Here is a 20,438-nt window from a genome sequence, read left to right as displayed (position 1 = left end):
TTGAATTAAAAACACACACAGAGAATGAAGTTAACTAAAATACTAATATGCTTGCTGGTCTTCTGGGCCGGAACATTATCTGCGTCTCCTTATTTTTCATTCAAGAAATACCAGGTGGAGGATGGGTTGTCTCATAATACCGTGTGGTGTGCCCTTCAAGACAGTTATGGCTTTATCTGGCTGGGTACCAGTGACGGATTGAACCGTTATGACGGACGAGGCAATAAAGTGTACCGGAATGTTCTCAACGATAAATTTTCATTAGAAAATAATTTCGTAGAAGCCTTGATAGAAGTGGACAAGACTATCTGGGTCGGAACGAACTCCGGACTTTATATTTATGACCGCGATACCGATCGTTTTTCTTATTTTGATAAAACTACGCAGTATGGTGTATATATCAGTAGTGAGATTAAAAAGATTATAAAGACGGAAAATGGTCTTATCTGGATTGCGACTTTGGGACAGGGATTTTTTATTTATGATCCGAAAACAGAGGTGTTGACTCAAAATAGTGTCCAGACTTCTTTTGTGTGGGACCTTTGTCAGAGTGCCGATCAAAAGAGGGTGTATATCTCTTCTCTACAGGAAGGATTGTTGTGTTTTGACGAGAATGGCAAGTTTCTCCGGGCATACGAAATCTCATTGGAAACAAATGCCTCCGATAGTTATAAGGTGAACTGCATTCAGAATATCGATGGAGAAATCTGGATTGGTGCAGGAAGCAATCTGCTGAGTCGCTTGGATGAACGAACCGAAGCTATAGATAACTACAGTGGTTCGGCGTTTAATTTCGGAGCTGTTCATTGCTTGTTGAAGTATGCGGACAAAGAGTTGTTGGTAGGGACTGATAACGGGCTTTATCTGTTCAATCAGAATACAAACACATTCCAGCGGGCGGATAATCCGGCGGATCCGAGAAGTTTGAGCGATCAGACCATCAATGGAATGATGTGGGATGCTGAAGGAGCTCTTTGGGTGTTGACCAATCTGGGAGGAATCAACTATATGTCCAAGCAAACTAAACGCTTTGATTATTATTCGCCTACCTATTTGTCCGGGGTGCCGGGAGCAGGGGAGGTGGTTGCTCCTTTCTGTGAGAGTAAAGATGGGAATATCTGGATTGGAACTCAAAGCGGTTTGTATTTCTTTAATGCTGCTACCCAAGAGCTTTCTCCCTATGCTATTGGAGGAGCTAAAAGTCAGAAATATGATATTCGTTCTTTAATGTTGGACGGCGACTACCTATGGATCGGGACTTATGCCGGAGGAATACGGGTTGTTAATTTGCGCACAGGAGCAGTGAAGGCTTATACTCACTCTCGTGGAATCCCGAATACAATTTGTAGCAATGATGTGTTATGTATCTATAAAGGACGGAAAGGAGATATCTATGTAGGGACGAGTTGGGGATTATGCTGTTATGACTCTGCGAAAGATAACTTTATGACTATCACAAGTGTCGGTTCAATGGTTTCTGTTGTCGATATATATGAGGATATGTACAATCATCTTTGGATTGCGACTTCCAATAGTGGTGTGTTTTCTTACAACACGATGAATGCCCATTGGAAGCATTATCAGCATGAACGGGAAGACTCGACCACAATTACCAGCAATTCGGTCATCACTCTGTTTGAAGATGCGAAAGGAACCATGTGGTTTGGTACTAATGGAGGAGGGTTGTGTTCCTTTGATCCTAAAACGAAAACATTCATTGAATTTGATCCGCATAATACCTTATTACCTAATAAGGTTATTTATGCGATTGAACAAGATCAGGGAGGTGATTTCTGGATATCCAGTAATGCCGGAATTTTCAAGATTAATCCTCTCACTAAAGATCATTTCCGACAATTTACGATTAATGATGGTTTGCAGGGAAATCAGTTTATGGCTCGATCTTCATTGAAATCATCCGAAGGAAAATTGTATTTTGGTGGAATAAATGGCTTTAATGTATTTCAGCCCGAACAGTTTGTGGATAACAAATACATTCCTCCGGTTTATGTGACCGACATCCGGTTGCCTTATCAGACTGATGAACTGGAAGTAAAGAAACTGCTTCAGTTGGATAAACCGCTTTATATGGCCGATAAGGTGACTTTATCTTATGAGAACAACAGTTTCTCCATCCGATTTGTCGCTCTTAGTTTTGAAGATCCGGCAAAGAACCGATATTCTTATATACTTCGGGGAGTGGATAAGGAATGGATTATGAATACCGAGAATAATGTGGCTTCTTATACCAATTTGCCTCCCGGTGAGTATCTGTTCGAAGTCAGAGGTTCTAATAATGACCGTCAGTGGAATGAGAAGACTACTACTTTAAAGGTGGTGATTACTCCTCCCTGGTGGCGTAGTACTTTGGCTTATGTTGTTTATGTTCTCATGTTATTGGGATGGATCGGCTGGATGGCCTGGCGATGGAATCTCCGCGTTAAACGCAAATATAAACGGCGGATGGAAAAATATCAGACTGCCAAGGAACAGGAAGTTTATAAGTCGAAGATTAGCTTCTTCATCAATTTGGTGCATGAGATACGTACTCCGCTTAGTTTGATACGTCTTCCCTTGGAAAAACTGTTGGAGAAAGAGCGTGAAGGGAAAGATCTCAAGTATCTGTCTGTGATAGATAAGAATGTAAATTATCTGTTGGGAATTACTAATGAATTGCTTGACTTCCAGAAAATGGAGAGTGGCACGCTGCATTTGAATTTGAAGAAGAGTGATATTAAGGAACTTGTCAGTGATGTTTATAACCAATTTACAAGCCCTGCTGAATTAAAGGGAATTGATTTACAATTGACTGTTCCAGAACAAGAGCTGGTGTCTACGGTGGATCGGGAGAAATTAAGTAAGATTCTTGTTAACCTGATGGGAAATGCCATCAAATATGCTCATGCGCATATTGAATTGAAACTAGTTGTCACTGATAAAGGATATGAGATACAGGTGAATGATGATGGTCCCGGAATACCGGATGAACAGAAACAAAAGATATTTGAAGCTTTCTATCAACTGCCTGATGATAAGGTGGCTACGGCTGTAGGTACCGGTATCGGATTGGCTTTTGCAAAGTCTTTGGCGGAGGCTCACCAGGGAGATTTGTACTTGGAAGATAATGTTGGAGGCGGTTCTTCATTTATATTGTCTCTTCCGGTCAAAGAGTGGGAGACGGAGAAAACGGCTGATATTGTAGAAATGCATCCGGAACATGTGGATGCTTCTGATGCTGTATCTTCGGAGTATTCAGGGAAGAAGTTTACGGTTCTGCTGGTTGAGGATAATGTTGATTTATTGAATCTGACTCGCGAGTCGTTGGCAGAATGGTTCCGTGTGTTGAGGGCTTCCAATGGTCGTGAAGCACTTGAAGTGCTTGCACAGGAAAATGTAGATGTCATAGTAAGCGACGTTATGATGCCGGAGATGGATGGTCTGGAACTTTGTTGCAAAGTGAAGTCTGAAATCTCTTATTCCCATATTCCGGTCATTTTATTGACGGCAAAAACCACTTTGGAGTCTAAAGTCGAAGGACTTACATGTGGAGCAGATGTATATGTGGAGAAACCATTTTCTATCAAACAACTTCATATGCAGATCGAGAATTTGCTGAAGTTGAGGCAGTCTTTCCATAAATTGATGGTGAGCCTGGCTGGGGATACGGTGGCTGTTTCGACAACGGACTTTGCGATGTCGCAGAAAGACTGTGAATTCATTGCGAAGATACAAGGGGTGATAGCCGAACAGCTGGCAGATGAGAACTTTTCGATAGATACCTTGTCTGAACAGATGAATATGAGCCGTTCCAATTTCTATCGGAAGATCAAGGCTTTGTCCGGAATGTCACCTAATGATTATTTGAAGACACTTCGTATGAATAGAGCTGCTGAACTGATTATGAGCGGTACCCGGATTTCTGAAGTGGCAGCACAGGTGGGATTTACTTCTTCTTCTTATTTTGCGAAATGTTTTAAAGCGCAATATGGCGTATTGCCTAAAGAATATAATGGTCAGCCTCCGGTTTCAGGTGAGGAGTGATAGATTGCATAAAGGCATATAAAAAGACTCCTGCCGGGAAATATCTTATGATATTGCGGCAGGAGTCTTTTATAAAATAATCAATTGAATGCTTTTTATTTCTTTTTTTGTCCCGGATAAGGTTCTACCATACAACGTTTCGCCCACGCTTCGTAAGCTTTTGTCATTTCCGCTACTTTTTCAGGGTGTTGCGCTGCCAGATTATGCATTTCGCTCCGGTCTTCATTCAGGTTGTATAACTCCCATTTAGCGTTTTCTCCCGGACGAACCAGCTTCCATCCATCTTTAGAAAGAAATGCACGTTCATTGTAATGCTCGAATCCCAAATAGTCGTGTCCTTCACGATGTCCGTTCTTGAAAATAGGAACCAAGCTCTTACCTTCTAATGGAATGATGTCGTTTCCTTTGTATTTGGTAGGATAAGTAGCTCCCGCCATATCGATACAGGTTGCCATAATATCCATCACATGCCCGATTTCAGGAGTCATCTTGCCGACATTCTTCTTGATACCTTTCGGCCAGTGAGCAATCATCGGAGTACAGATACCTCCTTCATAAGATTTAGCTTTCCAGAAACGGAACGGTGTATTGGCTACGTTTGCCCAACGTGCTCCCAGTGAAGCATAAGTTGTTTCCGGTCCGGGTAGTACTTCTTTGTTATGAGGATAAACCATTTTCTCCCCTTTACGTGTCATGTCAGGACGGTCGTTTTCTCCGGGAGAGTAGTTCTGACAATTTTCATTGCTGCATCCGTTATCGGAAAGGAATAGAATCAATGTGTTTTCAAGCTGTCCTGTCTTTTCCAGAGCATCGATTACTTGTCCTATTCCCTGGTCCATACGGTCGATCATGGCAGCATGAACAGCCATGGCGCGAGCATCCCATTCAGCATGTGGATTATCTTCCCATTTATCTTTGAACTGTCTGTCAGACAGGAAATTATCCATGTCAGGGAATATACCCAGTTGTTTCTGACGTTCGTAACGTGCATTACGGATGGCTTCCCAACCTACTTTATAGGTATCCTTGTATTTCTCAATATCTTCCGGCAATGCGTGCAACGGCCAGTGTGGTGCTGTGTAAGCCAGGTACATAAAGAATGGTTTATCGTCTTTGGCATACTCTTTCACTTCTTTCACTGCACGGTCTGAAAGTGCCTGTGTGATGTAATATCCGTCGGGTACTTCTTTTACGGGTACTTCTCCTTCTACTAGACTGAATGGATCAAAATAATCTACCACTCCATAAATCGTACCATAATGGGTGTCAAATCCTCGATTCACCGGATAATGACAGAGGTCAGAGTAGGTTTCGTGGTATACGTGGTGTGCCAGCCATTCGCGTTGGTCTTTGCGTAAGGGAGTCTCGGCGATATGCCATTTACCTACCATGCTGGTTGCATATCCTGATTCTTTCAATACTTCAGCAATGGTAACTGCATTGCGTGATAGTGTACCCCGGTATCCCGGCAGGTGGTCATCGAAAGTCATTCGTCCGATTCCTGCCTGATGTTGATAAAGTCCTGTTAATAAGGAAGCGCGTGTCGGACAGCTCCGGCTGGTGTTATAGAAATGATTGAAACGTACTCCTTGTTTTGCCAGTTTGTCCAGATTAGGTGTGTGGATTTCACTACCGTAGCATCCCAAGTCGGAATAACCGAGGTCATCCGCCAGAATTACTAGGATATTAGGTCTCTGATCAGACTTTTTTCCTTTGGCGTTTGCTGCAGTGTTGCCGGCTATCATTAGCGCCGCCGGCAGAATAAAAGCTTTAGAATTCATGAATATTATTGTTTAATTAGAGGTTTGTAATCCTTTGTCCTTGTTTTCGGCATACCATTGGCATACCTTTTTGCTCAACTTGGCAACCAGATCAGGATGCTCACTTGCGATATTGCTCTTTTCAAACTTATCCTTTTCCATGTCATATAGTTGTGCATCACTTCCGTCACCATTCACTAATAATTTCCATTTTCCGCTACGTATAGCTAAATGAGGGCTTTTATCATAAGCATTTCCGGGGAACATGAAGAATTTGTTTCTTCCGAAATCCCACATTAAATCAGTCTTGCGTTTAGCTTCCGATTTTCCGAGAAGAACTTTTGCATAGTTCTGCCCATCACCTTTGTAGCCTTTTTCAGTTTTGATTCCCGCTACTGAACATAAAGTCGGATATAAATCTACGGCACATAATACAGACTCATTATTTACCTGTCCGGCTTTAATCTTCTTAGGATATCTGACGATGAACGGCATGCGGATACCGCCTTCATAAAGACTATTTTTAGTTCCCCTCAGATAAGCGGAACGTACAGATTTGAAGCTAGGTGCGGGACCATTGTCACTGGTGAAAATAATGATTGTGTTTTCCGCCAGTCCCAACTCATCCAGTGCTTTGATAAAACGTCCGAGCTGTTTATCCATTTCCGCAAGTACGGGTGCAAACGCTTCCTGTGTTTCCCAGCTTTTTCTTTCCTTTTGTTTGAATTCCGGTACCCAAGGGGTGTGCATGTCATCCGGCCATAGGTTCAGGAAGAAAGGCTCATCTTTGTGATGTTTTACAAACTCAATACTTTTATCTACAAAGTATTCGGTACGTCTCCAGCGTTTCACACTGTCTTTATCCGACCATATCCACTTAGTAGCAGTGATTGCGGGTTCCGGATCCGGGCTCTCGTAAGTTGAAATGTATTCATCAAAACCGTAATTCTTAATAGAAGGAGCATCATGTACGTCGCGTCCGCCTCCCATGTGCCATTTTCCGATATGTCCTGTTGAGTAACCTGCATTTTGGAAAGCACGTGCCATTGAAGGCAACTTATCATCAAGGAAGTTACGTTGCTCGCATTTCCTATTGCTCGCTTTGTCGTTCAGGAAAGTGTTGATTCCCACTTCAAGAGGAAATAGACCTGTTGTCAGTCCGCAGCGGGATGGAGAACTAACCGGCGCAGAAGAATAATACTGATTGAATAATAATCCGTCCTGTGCCAATTTATCAATATTAGGAGTAGGAGCGAATTTACCTCCATAGCAACCGATATCACCGATACCCATATCATCGATATAGATAATTACTACATTGGGTTTTGTTTCAGCTTGTGTGTTAGCAATGGGGAGGAGGGCTCCCAACCAGGGTAAATGTTTTTTTAAGTTCATAATTATTTTGATTTAATTAACTTCAGTTTTTCGTGATGACTTTCCGCAAAAGTAGGGAAGATATCAGAGAAGGAAGGAAAAATACTAATCAATAAAGGAAAAAAAATGGTAGAATGATAGATTTCTCCTTTCTTCTGTTGATAAAACAGGAATAGAGAAGCTCGTAGAAACCGAAAACTTCTCTATTCTTCTAATTATTCTATGGTACTGTCATTGGAGAGAGTATCTTGAATGGGAGCTTTACTTTGCCACAGTTTTAGTCAGTAATTGTACCCATGAGTATTTAGTGTTTTCTACCCAATTATCCGGTGACACTTCGATTGTACCAGTTTTTGCTGTTATTTTTTGTATGCAAATCAATCCTTTCTTTCCATTAGCTGTTTTGAACAAGTAAACTTTATTTGCTTGAATAGCTAAAACTTCGGAGGTCGGATCTGCCAGACTTTCTATCGGAGTTGCATCTACCTGGGAGATTGCATTAAATTCCGCTTGTGATAAAGAGGTTTCAGCAAATAATGTATGTTGTAAACCGCTAATTGTCATCAAACCATACTCACTTCTTTTAGCTGGTGAAACAAAAGCAGGTACTGCTTCACTTCCCGAAGACAAGATAACATCTCCGAGTGAGAAATCTACTTCGTTTGTATATTTCATGGCATCAGCAGCGATATAGGTGCGTCCAAGAAGCCATGTTGCATAATAACAACCATAGTAGGCCGAGGCTGTCTCTACTATTTCTCCATCTTTTCCGTAATCCGGATCGGAGAATAAAACGGAAGGAGTAATCTCTACCAGTAAGTTGCGTTGGTACGTATGACCGTCGGCACCTAGAACGACTACTGTAATACAGGCATTTTCTTTTAAAGAAGTAAACTTGTAACTTGTCTCATAATTAGTGGTTCCGTCTGCAAATGACTGGGCAGTTTCTTCTATCAGATTTCCTTGCATTCCGGTTTTGGAGTCTGCCTGGTAGATTTCAAAACTCATGATCTCTCCCTGTACTTTGACAGTTGCCGTGTATTCTGTAACTCCTTTCTCTAATGATACTCTATTGTTCTGATCGACATCTGCAAATTCAATCTTGACAGGTGCTTCATAATCAACTTCATATTTATCTGCGCAGCTAAATAGTCCGAATAAACTGATTGACAGAATTAATGCAATTATACTATTTGTTTTCATGACTTTATTTTTTTAAGTAAACATTCTATTTAGATTAGTATCCCGGATTCTGGTAGATATTCGGGCAGTTATTAACTTCATCCTGTGGTATTGGAGCCAAGTTCATGCGCTCGTTATAATTACGTGTATCCAAAGTTACCCGTTGATATTCACCGTTAATTTTCTTTATTCCGACAGCCGGTAATCTCATTACATCTTTTGCTATCAGCCATCTTCTTATATCAAAGAATCGATGATCTTCAAAACAAAGTTCTACACGGCGTTCTTTGCGTATGCGTTCCCGAAGGGTTGCCTGATTATAATCTGCGGCCAGTAAGTCTGTCGTGATACCGGCACGGCGACGGATCCTGTTAAGTTGGGCTATTGCTTTCTCTCTGGCTGTGTTCGTATCTTCAGCTTCATTCTCGGCTTCTGCATAATCAAGCAGGATTTCTGCATATCTCATCATTGGAAAGTCCATGTAAGTGGTACCACCTTTTCGATGATCGATACGGTCATCCAGGAACTTTGTCAGGAAGTATCCGCTTCCCCATCTATATGATTTTGACAGGTCTATTGTAGCTGGTTTACCGTTGACCAGAGGCCAGGTAGCACCATCACATAGAATGCTTTGCGCCAAACGGGGATCCCTGTTAGCATAAGGAGAATTTTCATTGTAACCGGAATTCGGGTTGATGATGGCTTTCGTATTTGATTCGTAACCGAGAATGGGCTGTGAACCGTCGAGCATATCATAACAATCTACCAACCATTGGTCCGGGCAAGTCAGTAGCTCCTTATTTACATTCCAGGGGTCAAAGGCAGGCATCATTCCGTAAAGATCATTTGCCGGTGCGCGGAGAAATCCCATGATTACCTCACCATTGGCACGAGTATTGAATAATCGTGTGTAGCTCTTTTCCGGAGTGGTCGGATCTTCATATAAACGATAGAAATCTCCGTTGTCAGAATATTCAATCATATCGTAGGCAGCATCAGCAGCTTCCCTCCAGGTCACTCCGGACGCATTGTGTAAGGGACTTGCTGCATAAAGTAATGTGCGTGCCAGATAGCCTAGGGCTGCTCCCCGGGTAGCTCTTCCGTAGTCTGCCGCATCGTATTTGTCCGGCAATACTCCCGGTTCTGCAAGTTCTTTGAATTCATTAGTAATCCAACGGACGGTGGTCTCTAACGATTCACGTTTGATTTCATCATAAAGCAACGGATCGAGTTCTTTGTCTCCGATTACTAATGCTCCGTAGAAACGAAACAGTTCGTGGTGATACAATGCACGCAGAAAACGTACTTGATTTTTCAAGGAGATCTTCTCTGCATCCTCCAGAGGTGAACGGTCTACGTTGTTTAGGAAGGTGTTTGCAGAACGAATGGCCTTATAGTAGAATATCCAGGGATGGTCACCGCCAATCAAACCTTTGGAAGCATCAATTCCTCCCTTGATAAATTTTTCGAGTTCGGGAATGACTGCACCTCCGGCACGGGTTGTATTTCCGGCTCCATCGTCTGTTGCGTTGTCAAGCATACAAGGTGAACCGCCAATGTTTGCCAAAAAGCCAAAGCTGCCCAGGCGGTCTCTCCCCATGCGCATACGTGCATACAAGTCGTATGCAACTTTGCGGGTCAAGGTAATGTCCGAATAAACTTTCTCTGTATCTGTAAGATCCAGTTCGGTTTCTTTCATCAGGCTATCTGCACTACAACTGGTAAGCAGGACAGCCGTTACAAAGGATATAAATAGTTTTCTCATAAATTATTCATTTCAAACATTAGAAATTCAGGTTGATACCAAAATTTATTACTTTTTGTTGTGGATAGAATTGTCCATTGCTATTGTTCGATGATTCAGGGTCTACCTTTTTTACGTTATCCCATGTAAAGAGATTGTAGGCATTCGCATATACTCTAAGTGAACGTACTCCGAATTTTTTCAATAGTTTGCGAGGTATAGTGTAGCCTAACTGAATGTTTTTCAGACGCAAGTATTTGGAGTCTTTCAACCAATAGTCGGATTTATAATAATTAGGATGTGCGGCAGTGGCTGCTTTTGTGAAACGTGGATATGTTGCTGTTGCCGCTGTCTCCGGTGTCCATCTTCCGATATGCTCTTCGTAATAATTCCCCCAGAAATTATCCCATGCAATATCTTGTTGCAGATAGATAGATGAACGGGCAGCTCCCTGAAGTAATATGCTAAAATCAAATCCTTTCCAGTTCAAACCGGCGGCAAGAGAAAAGGTCATCTCGGGCACCGGATTGTAACCGATAGGAGCCTGGTCGTTGGAATCGATCACTCCGTCATGATTCAAATCTTTGTATTTAATATCTCCTGGTCGGCTTACTTGTCCGAATTGAACGGGAGAACTTGCTATGTCTTCATAAGAACTGAAGAATCCGTCGGAAATATAGCCGATAAACTGTCCGATAGGATTGCCGGTTTGTGACATATAGGAATAGGGTTTCACTGATTCACTTTTCTCTACAATCTCATTGTGGGCATATCCGTAAATCCCTTTTACGGAATATCCAAAATCTCCTTTTTGATCTTGATATCCTATTTCCAGATCATATCCCTGATTTGTTACGACACCATAGTTTATGGGAGCCAGTCCGTTTGAACCGGCTGCCTGAGAATATCTTTCCGGTTCACATAAGATGTTACTGCGACGTTCTTTAAAAAAGTCGATACTGGCAGATATTTTGTCTTTCAGCCATTTTGTCTCAAGTCCTAAGTTGTATTTCCGTGCAACTTCCCATGTGATGTTTTCATTGGCACTTTTTCCTTGAATCAGACCTTTAATCGCAGGATTGTGTGTCTCTCCAAAAGTGTACCCTAATCCTTCATCATATCCTGAACGATAATAGTAAGAGAAGCCTCCCAGCTTGTCATTACCAACTTCACCATAAGAGAAGCGTAGTTTAGTAAAACTTAAGATAGGGTTTTCTTTAAAGAAAGGTTCATTAGTCAGTACCCATCCCATTGATGCTGCAGGGAAGAGCTGATAACGGTGTCCTTCCGCAAAACGGTTTGAACCGTTATAACCTGCGTTAACTTCGAGCAGATAGCGATTTTCATAATCATAGTTTACACGTCCTACTAAAGCCTGATAGATATGAGGCACGTAAGAATAGCGTCCGCCGGGGGTGGAGGTGTAACTCATATTATAAAGTGCCAGTCCGGATACGTTATGTCCGGAGAAGGACTGTTTATAGCGAACTGCTGCTTCAATATACTTACGGTGTGTAGCTGCCGTTTTGTTAGTGGCTTTTGTTGGCAACACCATTTCAAGCCCTTGTTTATAGGTTTCGTTTACAGGATTATATTGATAGATATTGGGACGCTGCTGTATGCTGCGGTTATTGCTCCAACCGGCATCGTAAGAGAACTTTCCGTCTATACTTAATCCTTTTAACAGTTTCCTTAGGTTATATTTGAAAGCAAAATCTGTCTCAAGCTTATTGTTGAAATCAAGAAAAAAACCTGTATAACATAACGTTACGAGTGGATTTTGTCTCCATATCCCATCGGCAGCGGCATAGGTACCATTCGCATTCAAGATGGGGAATGCTTGAGGAGAGTTGCGGTAGAACATACCGAACAAACGCATGGCTTCCTGTCCATCAGCATCGTAGCCATAGGGACGGTTCTGACTTCCGAAACGATAAGCAAGATTCACGGATACTTTAAAATCTTCAGTCAGATTGATATCGATATTTGAACGGGTAGTGAGCCTATTGTACTTGTATTCTGAATTATAGCCTTCTTTGTACAAGCCTTTTGCTACATCTGGTGAGGCTGCTAAAAGAGCTTGTATCGTTTCGTGTTCTTTAATTTTGTCCACATCTGTCTCAAACATACCTGTTTGAGTAAAGTATCCCACAGAGACAAAGTAGCGTACTGTCTTGTTTCCACCGGATAAGTTGACGTTGTATTTTTGTTGGAAACCATTCTTCGTAAACATATCTACAAAGTCATTGTCCGGGTGTGTGAACGGACTTTTTTGGGTACGATAGAGATAGTTATCGTATTCTGAAAGAAAAAGGCCTCGGGTATTACCAGTATCGGAAGGGTCAAAGCCGTCATTGATAGCACCTTCACGCATGAATCTTGAAACGGATTCTGCACTTAGAGTTTGAGATATACGATTGAAGGACGTAACACCGAATTCAGACGAGAAAGAAATTTGAGTTTCTCCTTCACGACCTCGTCGGGTAGTCACCAGTATCACACCATTTGCTCCTCGTACACCGTATACCGCCGTTGCAGAAGCATCCTTTAACACGGAGATGGTTTCAATATCATCAGGGTCGATTTGTGCCATAGGGCGTTCTACCCCGTCAATCAGTACCAAGGGGCTAGAATCGTTCAATGAAGCGCGACCACGAACAAACATCGTAGCCTGATCGCCACCGGGACGTCCGCTTTCCTGTCGGGTTACTAGTCCCGGGATGCGGCCGCCTAAAGCATTTGTGACACTTGATACAGGCATACTTTTCAAGTCTTGCGTCCCGACATTAGAAATGGAACCGGTGAGAGATACTTTTTTCTGTGTGCCATATCCTACAACAACGACTTCATCCAATTGCGCAACATCTTCTTCTAAAGTGACATTGATAAAAGGATGATTCTTTTTTATGGCAATAGATTGTTCAATAAAGCCAATCATTGAGATAAGAATTGTCTGTTCTGCTTCGTTGGACAATGTAAGAGTAAATTTGCCATCCAAACCAGTCACTATTCCATTATTAGTCCCTTTCTGAAGGACAGTAGCACCAATCATCTCCATTCCTTGGGCATCTTTGACAATTCCGCTAACTTTGGTTTGTGCATAGACATGCCAGATGGAACTGGTTAAGCATATGAATAATATTATTATTTTTTTCATGTTTTCTATCTATTAAATAGTTTTGATCCCCATTACCAACCCGGATTTTGTTGAATGGAAGGGCTTTCCTTGATTACTTTCAGAGGAATGGGATGATAATACATGTAATCCTTAAAATTGCGTGCTTCATCTACTGTAAAGCGAGTATAATGAAGTCCGGAAACATTTTCTTCTATTTTCATTCCGACAATAGGTTCTCTAAGTTGATTGCCATCCATCCAACGTCGCAGATCGAAGTAACGATGTTCTTCAAAACAGAGTTCGATACGACGTTCTTGCTTCACCTTTTCCATGAAGTTATCATCTGTCACCCCATTAAGAAATTTATCATCTGTTCCGAATCCGGCTCTGGAACGTATTTTCTGTACGGCTTCTATTGCTGTCAAACCATAGCCTTCAGGGTCCGCATTCATGCCGTAAGCGTGATGCATGGCTTCTGCGTAGGAAAGTAGGATATCAGATAAGCGAATCATCGGGAATAAGTGGAAAACAGTACCTACATTAGCCTGTCCGAAGTTCAGGGTTTTGTCCAGGAACTTAGCCAAATAATACCCCGTATTGGTCGAACGGTTTTTCACTTGGTTGAGTCCGTCTATGGTTGTATTATCACTAATTCGCGTATAGATGGTATTCTTTCCATAAACCGAACCGTCATATCCAATAATTGCTGCCAGACGTGGGTCTCTGTTATTATACATGTTCTCGCCATCAGAAGAATGGGTATAATTACTTCCATCTTTCATAGTAAATGCATCGATTAATTGCTGTGAAGGTACTGTACCTCCTCCCTGATCTTTGGAAATAGTAGGGGGATAATGCCTGTTTTCCAGAGCATTGTCTTTGGCAGCTGTGTAGAACAATATGTATTCCTGATTAGGGTTAGCATGGATAAAGATCTTATCATACGTTTTAGCAGCAGTAAGAGCTATCAGGCTATATTTCTTATTTCCATTTGGGTTTATAGTTCCATCTGCATTCAGGTTAATTACATCTGCACAAGCTTTGGCGGCAAGTTGCCAGCGTTCTGTCACATCCGAGCCGTCAGTATACCCTAGTACTGGGTCATTATTATCTGTTCTGTTATAGAGTGGGCTTGCGGCGTAGAGTAACGTCTTGGCTTTAATGGCAAGTGCCATTCCTTTAGTCATACGGCCATAAGAACCATTCCCACCTTCCGGGTCAACTTTCAACACAGCGGCAGCACTCTCACACAACTGTACGATGTGATTGACACAGTCCTTGAAAGAGTCTCTTGCTTTTGTCTGCAGTTCAGGATCGTCGACTTCATAAATACGATCGACAATAGGAAAACCTCCGTAGTGTCTTAACAGGTTAAACTCAAATAAGGCCTGTAAACATTCAGTTTCCGCACAATAAGTGTCCTTAAATGCCTGGATATCTTCTTCTGTCTTATTTTGTAACACCAAGTCGGCTTCACGCAAATACTTGCGAGCAAAAACAGCTTGTTGGATTCCCTTGTATGAATTATTCCAGCATTCTTCAATCGGATTTGAAGAAGTGATATATCCACGAGACAACTTATGGATATCCGAATCTATGATTGTGCTTATTCCATCATTAGTGGCTGCATCTAAAAAGGCATTTCCTACGTGGTTGAAGCCTTCGGGAATATATGCATAAACCTGATTGATAGGTTTCAGATAGTTCTGCTCATTCGTAAAAATATCATCAGGTTGTGCCCAGTCATAGGGCATGTCATCCAGATAATCACAACCGGAAAGTGTAAGTGTTGCGCTTATTGCTAAATAAATTATCGATTTTTTCATGCTATCAGAATTTTAAGGAACAACCTATACTCATGTTTCTCGTCAAAGGAGCCGCCAGTGAAGGCGCTTCAGGATCAACCCATTTATATTTTGTCCAGGTAATCAGATTCGTTCCGCTAAGGAAAAGTCTCAATCCCTTAAGATGGATTTTCTGTATCATTTTTACAGGAAAGTCATAAGAAACTTCCAACGTTTTCAATCTTAAGAAATCAGCATCTTTCACATTTAATGTACTTATCTGCCTGTTGTTAAGATTGGCATTGTCCAGTGTTGTTAAACGTGGGAATGCTGCATTCTGGTGTTCGGGTGTCCAATAATCAAGTTGATGCTCAAATATGGTTCCGTTGTCTGTAAAAGGATTCATTACGATGTCCGAATATTGATGAGAGACTTTTGCTGCTCCCTGAAACAATGCGGTGATCGAAAATCCTTTGTAGCCGACTCCTAGATTAATCCCATACATCATTCTGGGAATATCTCCATATCCGATAGGTATCATATCGTTTACATCGATCTGTCCGTCTTTGTTTATATCTTCATAACGTACATCGCCTGGTTGGACATCAGAGAATGTTTGTACAGGAGAGGCTGCTATTTCTTCCCAAGAGTTAAAAAAGCCTTTTGCGATGTATCCTCGGTTTTCTCCCAAAGGACGTCCCTGATTCTTCAACCATTCGTATGGCTGATCTACTTCGCCATTTGCAATCAGCTCATTCGTGGAATAAGAGAATGTACCTCCTATGAAATAGCTCCAATCTGCGATATTTGAATTCCACATGGCAGATAAGTCTACTCCATGGCTATTGATCTTGCCTATATTCTGCTTAAATTCTTTTACATTACCGACAAGAGAGCTGATTTTATTATTAACTACGTACATATCATGACGGTTGTCCTTGAAAAATTCAGCTGTAACAGATAGGTGGTCTGAAAATAGTCTGGTATCTATTCCGATGTTCAGAATTCTTGCTTTTTCCCAAGTCAGTCCGGGATTTGGAAGTATATCCTGAATATATCCTCCAAGTTTTGTTCCCATGTTTACCCCTGTGATGTAGACATCGTTTTGCGGCCACATACGTCCCCTGTAATAAAAGGCATCTACACCCGATGAGTTGCCGACTTGTCCATAAGATGCTTTTAGTTTCAGGTAGGGCACTAATTTTTGGACATCTTTCCAAAAGGATTCGTTAGAAACAGTCCATCCGGCAGATACTGTAGGGAAGAAACCGAATTTGTGTCCCGGACCAAATTTGTGAGAACCCTGATAAGCTCCGATAACATCGATGCCATATCTTTTATCATAATTATAGCCGAACCAACCGTTTACGCTTTGGAAGCGGGTTGGTAATACCATTTCATCATTGCTTTCATATTGTTCATAGAAAGCTAAAGCCGAAACTCCATGTTTTCCAAAGGTACGGTTATAATCTAATTGAGCCACGATACCGGTCCGGCGGAAAGAACTGGTATTATCTACCTTGTTTATCATCGAGTCATCCTCGCGGGTCCGGCGGAGAACGTTCTCATTCGTGGCGTCCTTTTCGTAATATGCGAAAGTTATTGTACGTCTGATAGAAGAAACTGTGCGTGAATCCATAGATAAAGCAATAGAAGCTTTTAATCCCTCTGTTATGAAGGAAAGATCCTGTGAGAGTTTCGTACGGAAAGAACCATACAATTGTTTGTCCTGGAAGTAACCGGAGCGGTTTAGCATTGCCCATGGATTTTCACGGAATGCATTTCCTGCTACAATTTTTCCATCTTCTGTATTGATAATATTGCCGTATTGATCTGTATACCCTTGATCACTGTACCATTCAGGGAAGATTCCTTGCGGTAATGTGACCAGGTTTTTATAAATGTTTTCGGCTCCACTGCCAGGCCCGTTCTGGCTTTGATACCAGCCATACAAATTTACGTCCAGTTGGGTGGTGCGAGTTACAGCAAAATCAATATTGGAACGGATATTAAACCGTTCGGCAGAGTGATTGGTACTATAATCATGTGAATCATCCGTATTGAAGTAGCCATTGTTACGAGTGTACATTGCATTCACGAAATATGTACTTTTTTCAGTCCCTCCTTGGATATTAAGATTATAGCGCTGGCTCCATCGGGTATCTTTCAAGTATTTATCAGCCCAATCTACATTGGGATACAATATGGAATTAGGGTCATTGTTTGCATAATTCATAATGTCATAGTTGGAATACAGTGGATCCATATTGTCATTGTGACGGGCTATGTTATGCTGTCTTGCGTAATCGGCTGCATTTAATGACTCTAACTCTTTAAGTGGCTGTTGAGCTATTATTTGAGCTGTTAATTCAACCTGTGGTTTCCCTTTTATTCCTTTACGGGTTGTAACCAGAATAGCTCCACTGCCTGCACGCATTCCATATAAAGCTGTTGCTGCAGCATCTTTCAATACGGTAATTGATTCTACTTCGTGTGATGACAAAACAGCAAAATCCCGTTCTTGTCCATCAACCAGTACTAGCACATCGGATGAATTACTTCTCTGTCCTCTTATCCAGAATGAATTCTGTTCATTCACCAATCCACCACCTTGGACCTGCCGGGCAAAATAACCTGGTACCAATCCTGCCAATACTGCCGAGAGATTTGTAACAGGTAGATTGCGTAACTGTTTACCCGAGATAGTGTAGGCTGAACCGTTATAATCTCCCATAGGAAGTACACGATAACCTAAATCTAAAGGTAAATCTTCTTTGTTTTGGACATTTTGTGCCTGGCTTATAAGAAAACCGGGTAATAGTCCAACTAACAAAATTTCTCTTAAGAACTTCATACGTATAAATTTTGAGTTAACACCATAGTAGTTTTATTGATTATTCTGAACTTTGTCCATTAATACCTTCATCCAGTATCCTCCGATTACTGAACGTGCTCTGAAGCCGACCCATCTGCCGCTGTCTGTATGATGCCAGTCACTGATAGGCACACGAGATACCGTTTCGTTGATATATTTATAGAGAGGATTAGAAAATTTCTGAAAAGTCTCTTTATCCGGAGACATAGCTGCTGTCCACATAATCCAGTCGGATTTTGTATACTCTTTGCGGGAATCTAAAGGAAGTCCATAAGGATTCTGTTTTGTCAAGTAATAGCTGATTTCTTTTCCGATTACATTATTAGGGAACAGATTCAGATTCCACAACTTATCCCAAACCATATTGTATTTTTGGCTCCAAGTGTTCTTACGGTCAAAAGCCAAACGGTAATGGTCGCCTTCATTTGCCATTCCTTCCCACTTCACCGCCATTTTCTTGGCTGTCGCTGCATATTTATCTGCCACATCATTCAAACCGAGCATACGAGCCATCTCGCTATATCCGGCTACGCCCATAATCGCTTTCACTGAAAGGTTGGCATTGTGCGCCCAATGCCCGGCAAAGTCATCCGTGCAAAGTTGGTTTTCCGGGTCCTGTCCATACTCTACTAAATAATTAGTCCATGTAGTTAAAATGTCCCAATATTTCTTAGCATAATCGGCATTACCTTCGATCTTCGAAATGGCTGCTGTTAGAATCACCATGTTACCACTTTCCTCAATTGGCATATCACCACCATAAACTTGTCCATTAGCTATTGGGTAAGTACCAAGGTCATGTGCAGCAAAAGGTTTATTCCAGCGACCACTTGCACTATATTCGAAAATACTGGTCATCATCGCTTTCTCCAAATCTGGATTATAAACGAGGAACAGAGGGGCGGACGGATAGGTCAGATCGACTGTATTGATACAGCCATTACTGTTATTCTCTTTAGAGAACCACATCAGATTACCTTCTTTATCAGTAAAGAGCTTGTGAGCAGAAATAACTTGACGATAGGCTGCAGAGCAGATTTCTGCATATTTTTTGCCACCTGCTTTTTCTGCATCACTATAAATAAGTTCGTCAAGTGCACGACAACGCTCCATGATGGATTGATAGTTATCTCTTAGTTTCTCGAAAGCATCAAAAATCGTCACTTTACCATCATGTTTCCAATATCCCATACGTTTTTCATACATATATTCAATAGAATAAATGTCATCATAACCGATCATCATAAAACCATCTTTACCATCTTTGGTGACAGTTCCAAAATTATGTACATAAGCCATTGCAGGAATATTTTCTTCTCTGCGAGTGATCCATTTAGCTTTACTTGAAGCTAAAGTTCCATTTTTAGCAAAAGATTCTTTCATTCCGCTATAGTCACCCAAGCTTACAGATTTTCCTGCTCCATTTACACTACCAAGATATACATATCCCCAATCCGCACAAATCAAATCACCTTTACGATCACAGATCGGTTGATTAATAGTACCAGCCTCTACATAACTAATACCATTTTTTGATAATGTGCGCGCAATAGTGGGTTGGGTTGTTTCATTCACAGCTAACTCCGGAGTAGTTTCTATATAAAATTGTACATCGTGCTCTTTTTTATCAAGAGGACGTACACGATAAGAGATGTAGTTAATCGGAGTTGAAAGCAAGTCCAAATCATCTATCAATTGAGGTGCTGTAAATACGACATCTAATTCGACTGGGCCACAAGTGAATGTATAGTAACTGGAAGTGGCTAATACATCTACCGACTTCTGTATGGCTTCATTATCAAATGTTACTGCATTTTTCTTTTCACGATATAAACCGAAATCCACGTAAGATCCTCCAGTTGTGTTATGACAATGTGCGGCAATCACATTTTTACCACTACGAAGTTTCTTCTTTGCTTCATCTGAAAGTTTTAGGTTTACATTATTCTTCCATACGAGATCCGTAGCCACCAGTCTTTCCCCATTTAAATATAATTCAAATACATCGTCGTGAGAATAAATGAGAAAAATATTCTCTGTTAAATCCAAATCATTAATTTCAAATGTACGTCGAATATAAATATCTGTATTATCTCCTTTCCATTCTGTACGAACCCGTGGCATATCACGGCTGCCGAAGGCAGCTTTACCTTTTTTCCAACTACTATCATCAAACTGGAATTCTTGCCATCCATTTGCGGGTTGGCTATTAGTATATGCCGCCTCCCAGCGTTCCACATTTGTCATGGGAGCAATAGGTATTAGAGCCACTTGATCTTTACCCAGAAAACGATACACTTTGCCATCTACACGTAAGGCTCCTACTAAAGGCTTTTTAGCTGTAGTCCAGTGTTCTGTACTTCCTTCCATCAATTTATCATAAGGAGACCAGATAGAGAAGTGAGGATCTGAAACAACGATAGGTACTGATGGAGTACGTAGCGCTACCTCTTTTACTGGTTTAAATAAGTTGCCGGTTTGAGCATTTGCAAATAAACCGACCGAAAAGACCATTACTGTTAGTAGTTTCTTCATAAATATTTTCTAATTAATCTACAAT

The 20,438-nt window shown here is 41.4% G+C and carries 9 protein-coding genes; 1 reads left to right on the top strand and 8 read right to left on the bottom strand.

Annotation, left to right across the window (positions count from 1 at the left end; all coding sequences use genetic code 11):
- Positions 1 to 24 precede the first annotated feature (24 nt).
- On the top strand, positions 25 to 4,041 hold the full coding sequence (locus I2I13_RS04270; RefSeq protein ID WP_195648898.1) for a two-component regulator propeller domain-containing protein: 4,017 nt from the start codon (positions 25 to 27) through the stop codon (positions 4,039 to 4,041).
- Between the two features lie 95 nt (positions 4,042 to 4,136).
- On the opposite strand, the gene I2I13_RS04265 is transcribed toward I2I13_RS04270, so the two are convergent.
- From I2I13_RS04265 to I2I13_RS04230, 8 genes are all read right to left on the bottom strand, one after another.
- Entirely contained in the window at positions 4,137 to 5,822 is a 1,686-nt protein-coding gene (locus I2I13_RS04265) for an arylsulfatase (RefSeq protein ID WP_148364142.1), read from the bottom strand.
- A gap of 12 nt (positions 5,823 to 5,834) precedes the next feature.
- Positions 5,835 to 7,196, bottom strand: a complete 1,362-nt coding sequence (locus I2I13_RS04260) for a sulfatase (protein WP_195648897.1) — start codon at positions 7,194 to 7,196, stop codon at positions 5,835 to 5,837.
- 240 nt (positions 7,197 to 7,436) lie between these two features.
- Positions 7,437 to 8,378 (bottom strand): hypothetical protein, encoded by a 942-nt coding sequence (locus I2I13_RS04255; protein WP_195648896.1) that lies wholly within the window; start codon positions 8,376 to 8,378, stop codon positions 7,437 to 7,439.
- Between the two features lie 34 nt (positions 8,379 to 8,412).
- The gene (locus I2I13_RS04250; protein WP_195648895.1) at positions 8,413 to 10,122 is read right to left on the bottom strand and encodes a RagB/SusD family nutrient uptake outer membrane protein; all 1,710 of its coding nucleotides are present in this window, start codon (positions 10,120 to 10,122) and stop codon (positions 8,413 to 8,415) included.
- A gap of 19 nt (positions 10,123 to 10,141) precedes the next feature.
- Positions 10,142 to 13,258 (bottom strand): TonB-dependent receptor, encoded by a 3,117-nt coding sequence (locus tag I2I13_RS04245; RefSeq protein WP_195648894.1) that lies wholly within the window; start codon positions 13,256 to 13,258, stop codon positions 10,142 to 10,144.
- A gap of 32 nt (positions 13,259 to 13,290) precedes the next feature.
- Positions 13,291 to 15,045 (bottom strand): RagB/SusD family nutrient uptake outer membrane protein, encoded by a 1,755-nt coding sequence (locus I2I13_RS04240; protein WP_195648893.1) that lies wholly within the window; start codon positions 15,043 to 15,045, stop codon positions 13,291 to 13,293.
- A gap of 4 nt (positions 15,046 to 15,049) precedes the next feature.
- Positions 15,050 to 17,857 carry a TonB-dependent receptor gene (locus tag I2I13_RS04235; RefSeq protein WP_148364136.1) on the bottom strand — a complete coding sequence of 936 codons (2,808 nt, stop codon included), beginning with the start codon at positions 17,855 to 17,857 and terminating at the stop codon, positions 15,050 to 15,052.
- Between the two features lie 33 nt (positions 17,858 to 17,890).
- Positions 17,891 to 20,413 (bottom strand): glutaminase family protein, encoded by a 2,523-nt coding sequence (locus tag I2I13_RS04230; protein WP_195648892.1) that lies wholly within the window; start codon positions 20,411 to 20,413, stop codon positions 17,891 to 17,893.
- Positions 20,414 to 20,438 lie beyond the last annotated feature (25 nt).

The sequence above is a fragment of the Bacteroides sp. D55t1_190419_B8 genome (assembly GCF_015558905.1).
Classification (GTDB): Bacteria; Bacteroidota; Bacteroidia; order Bacteroidales; family Bacteroidaceae; genus Bacteroides; species Bacteroides vicugnae.
Note: the sequence above shows the minus strand (reverse complement) of the source record. Positions and strands in the feature narration are given on the sequence as shown.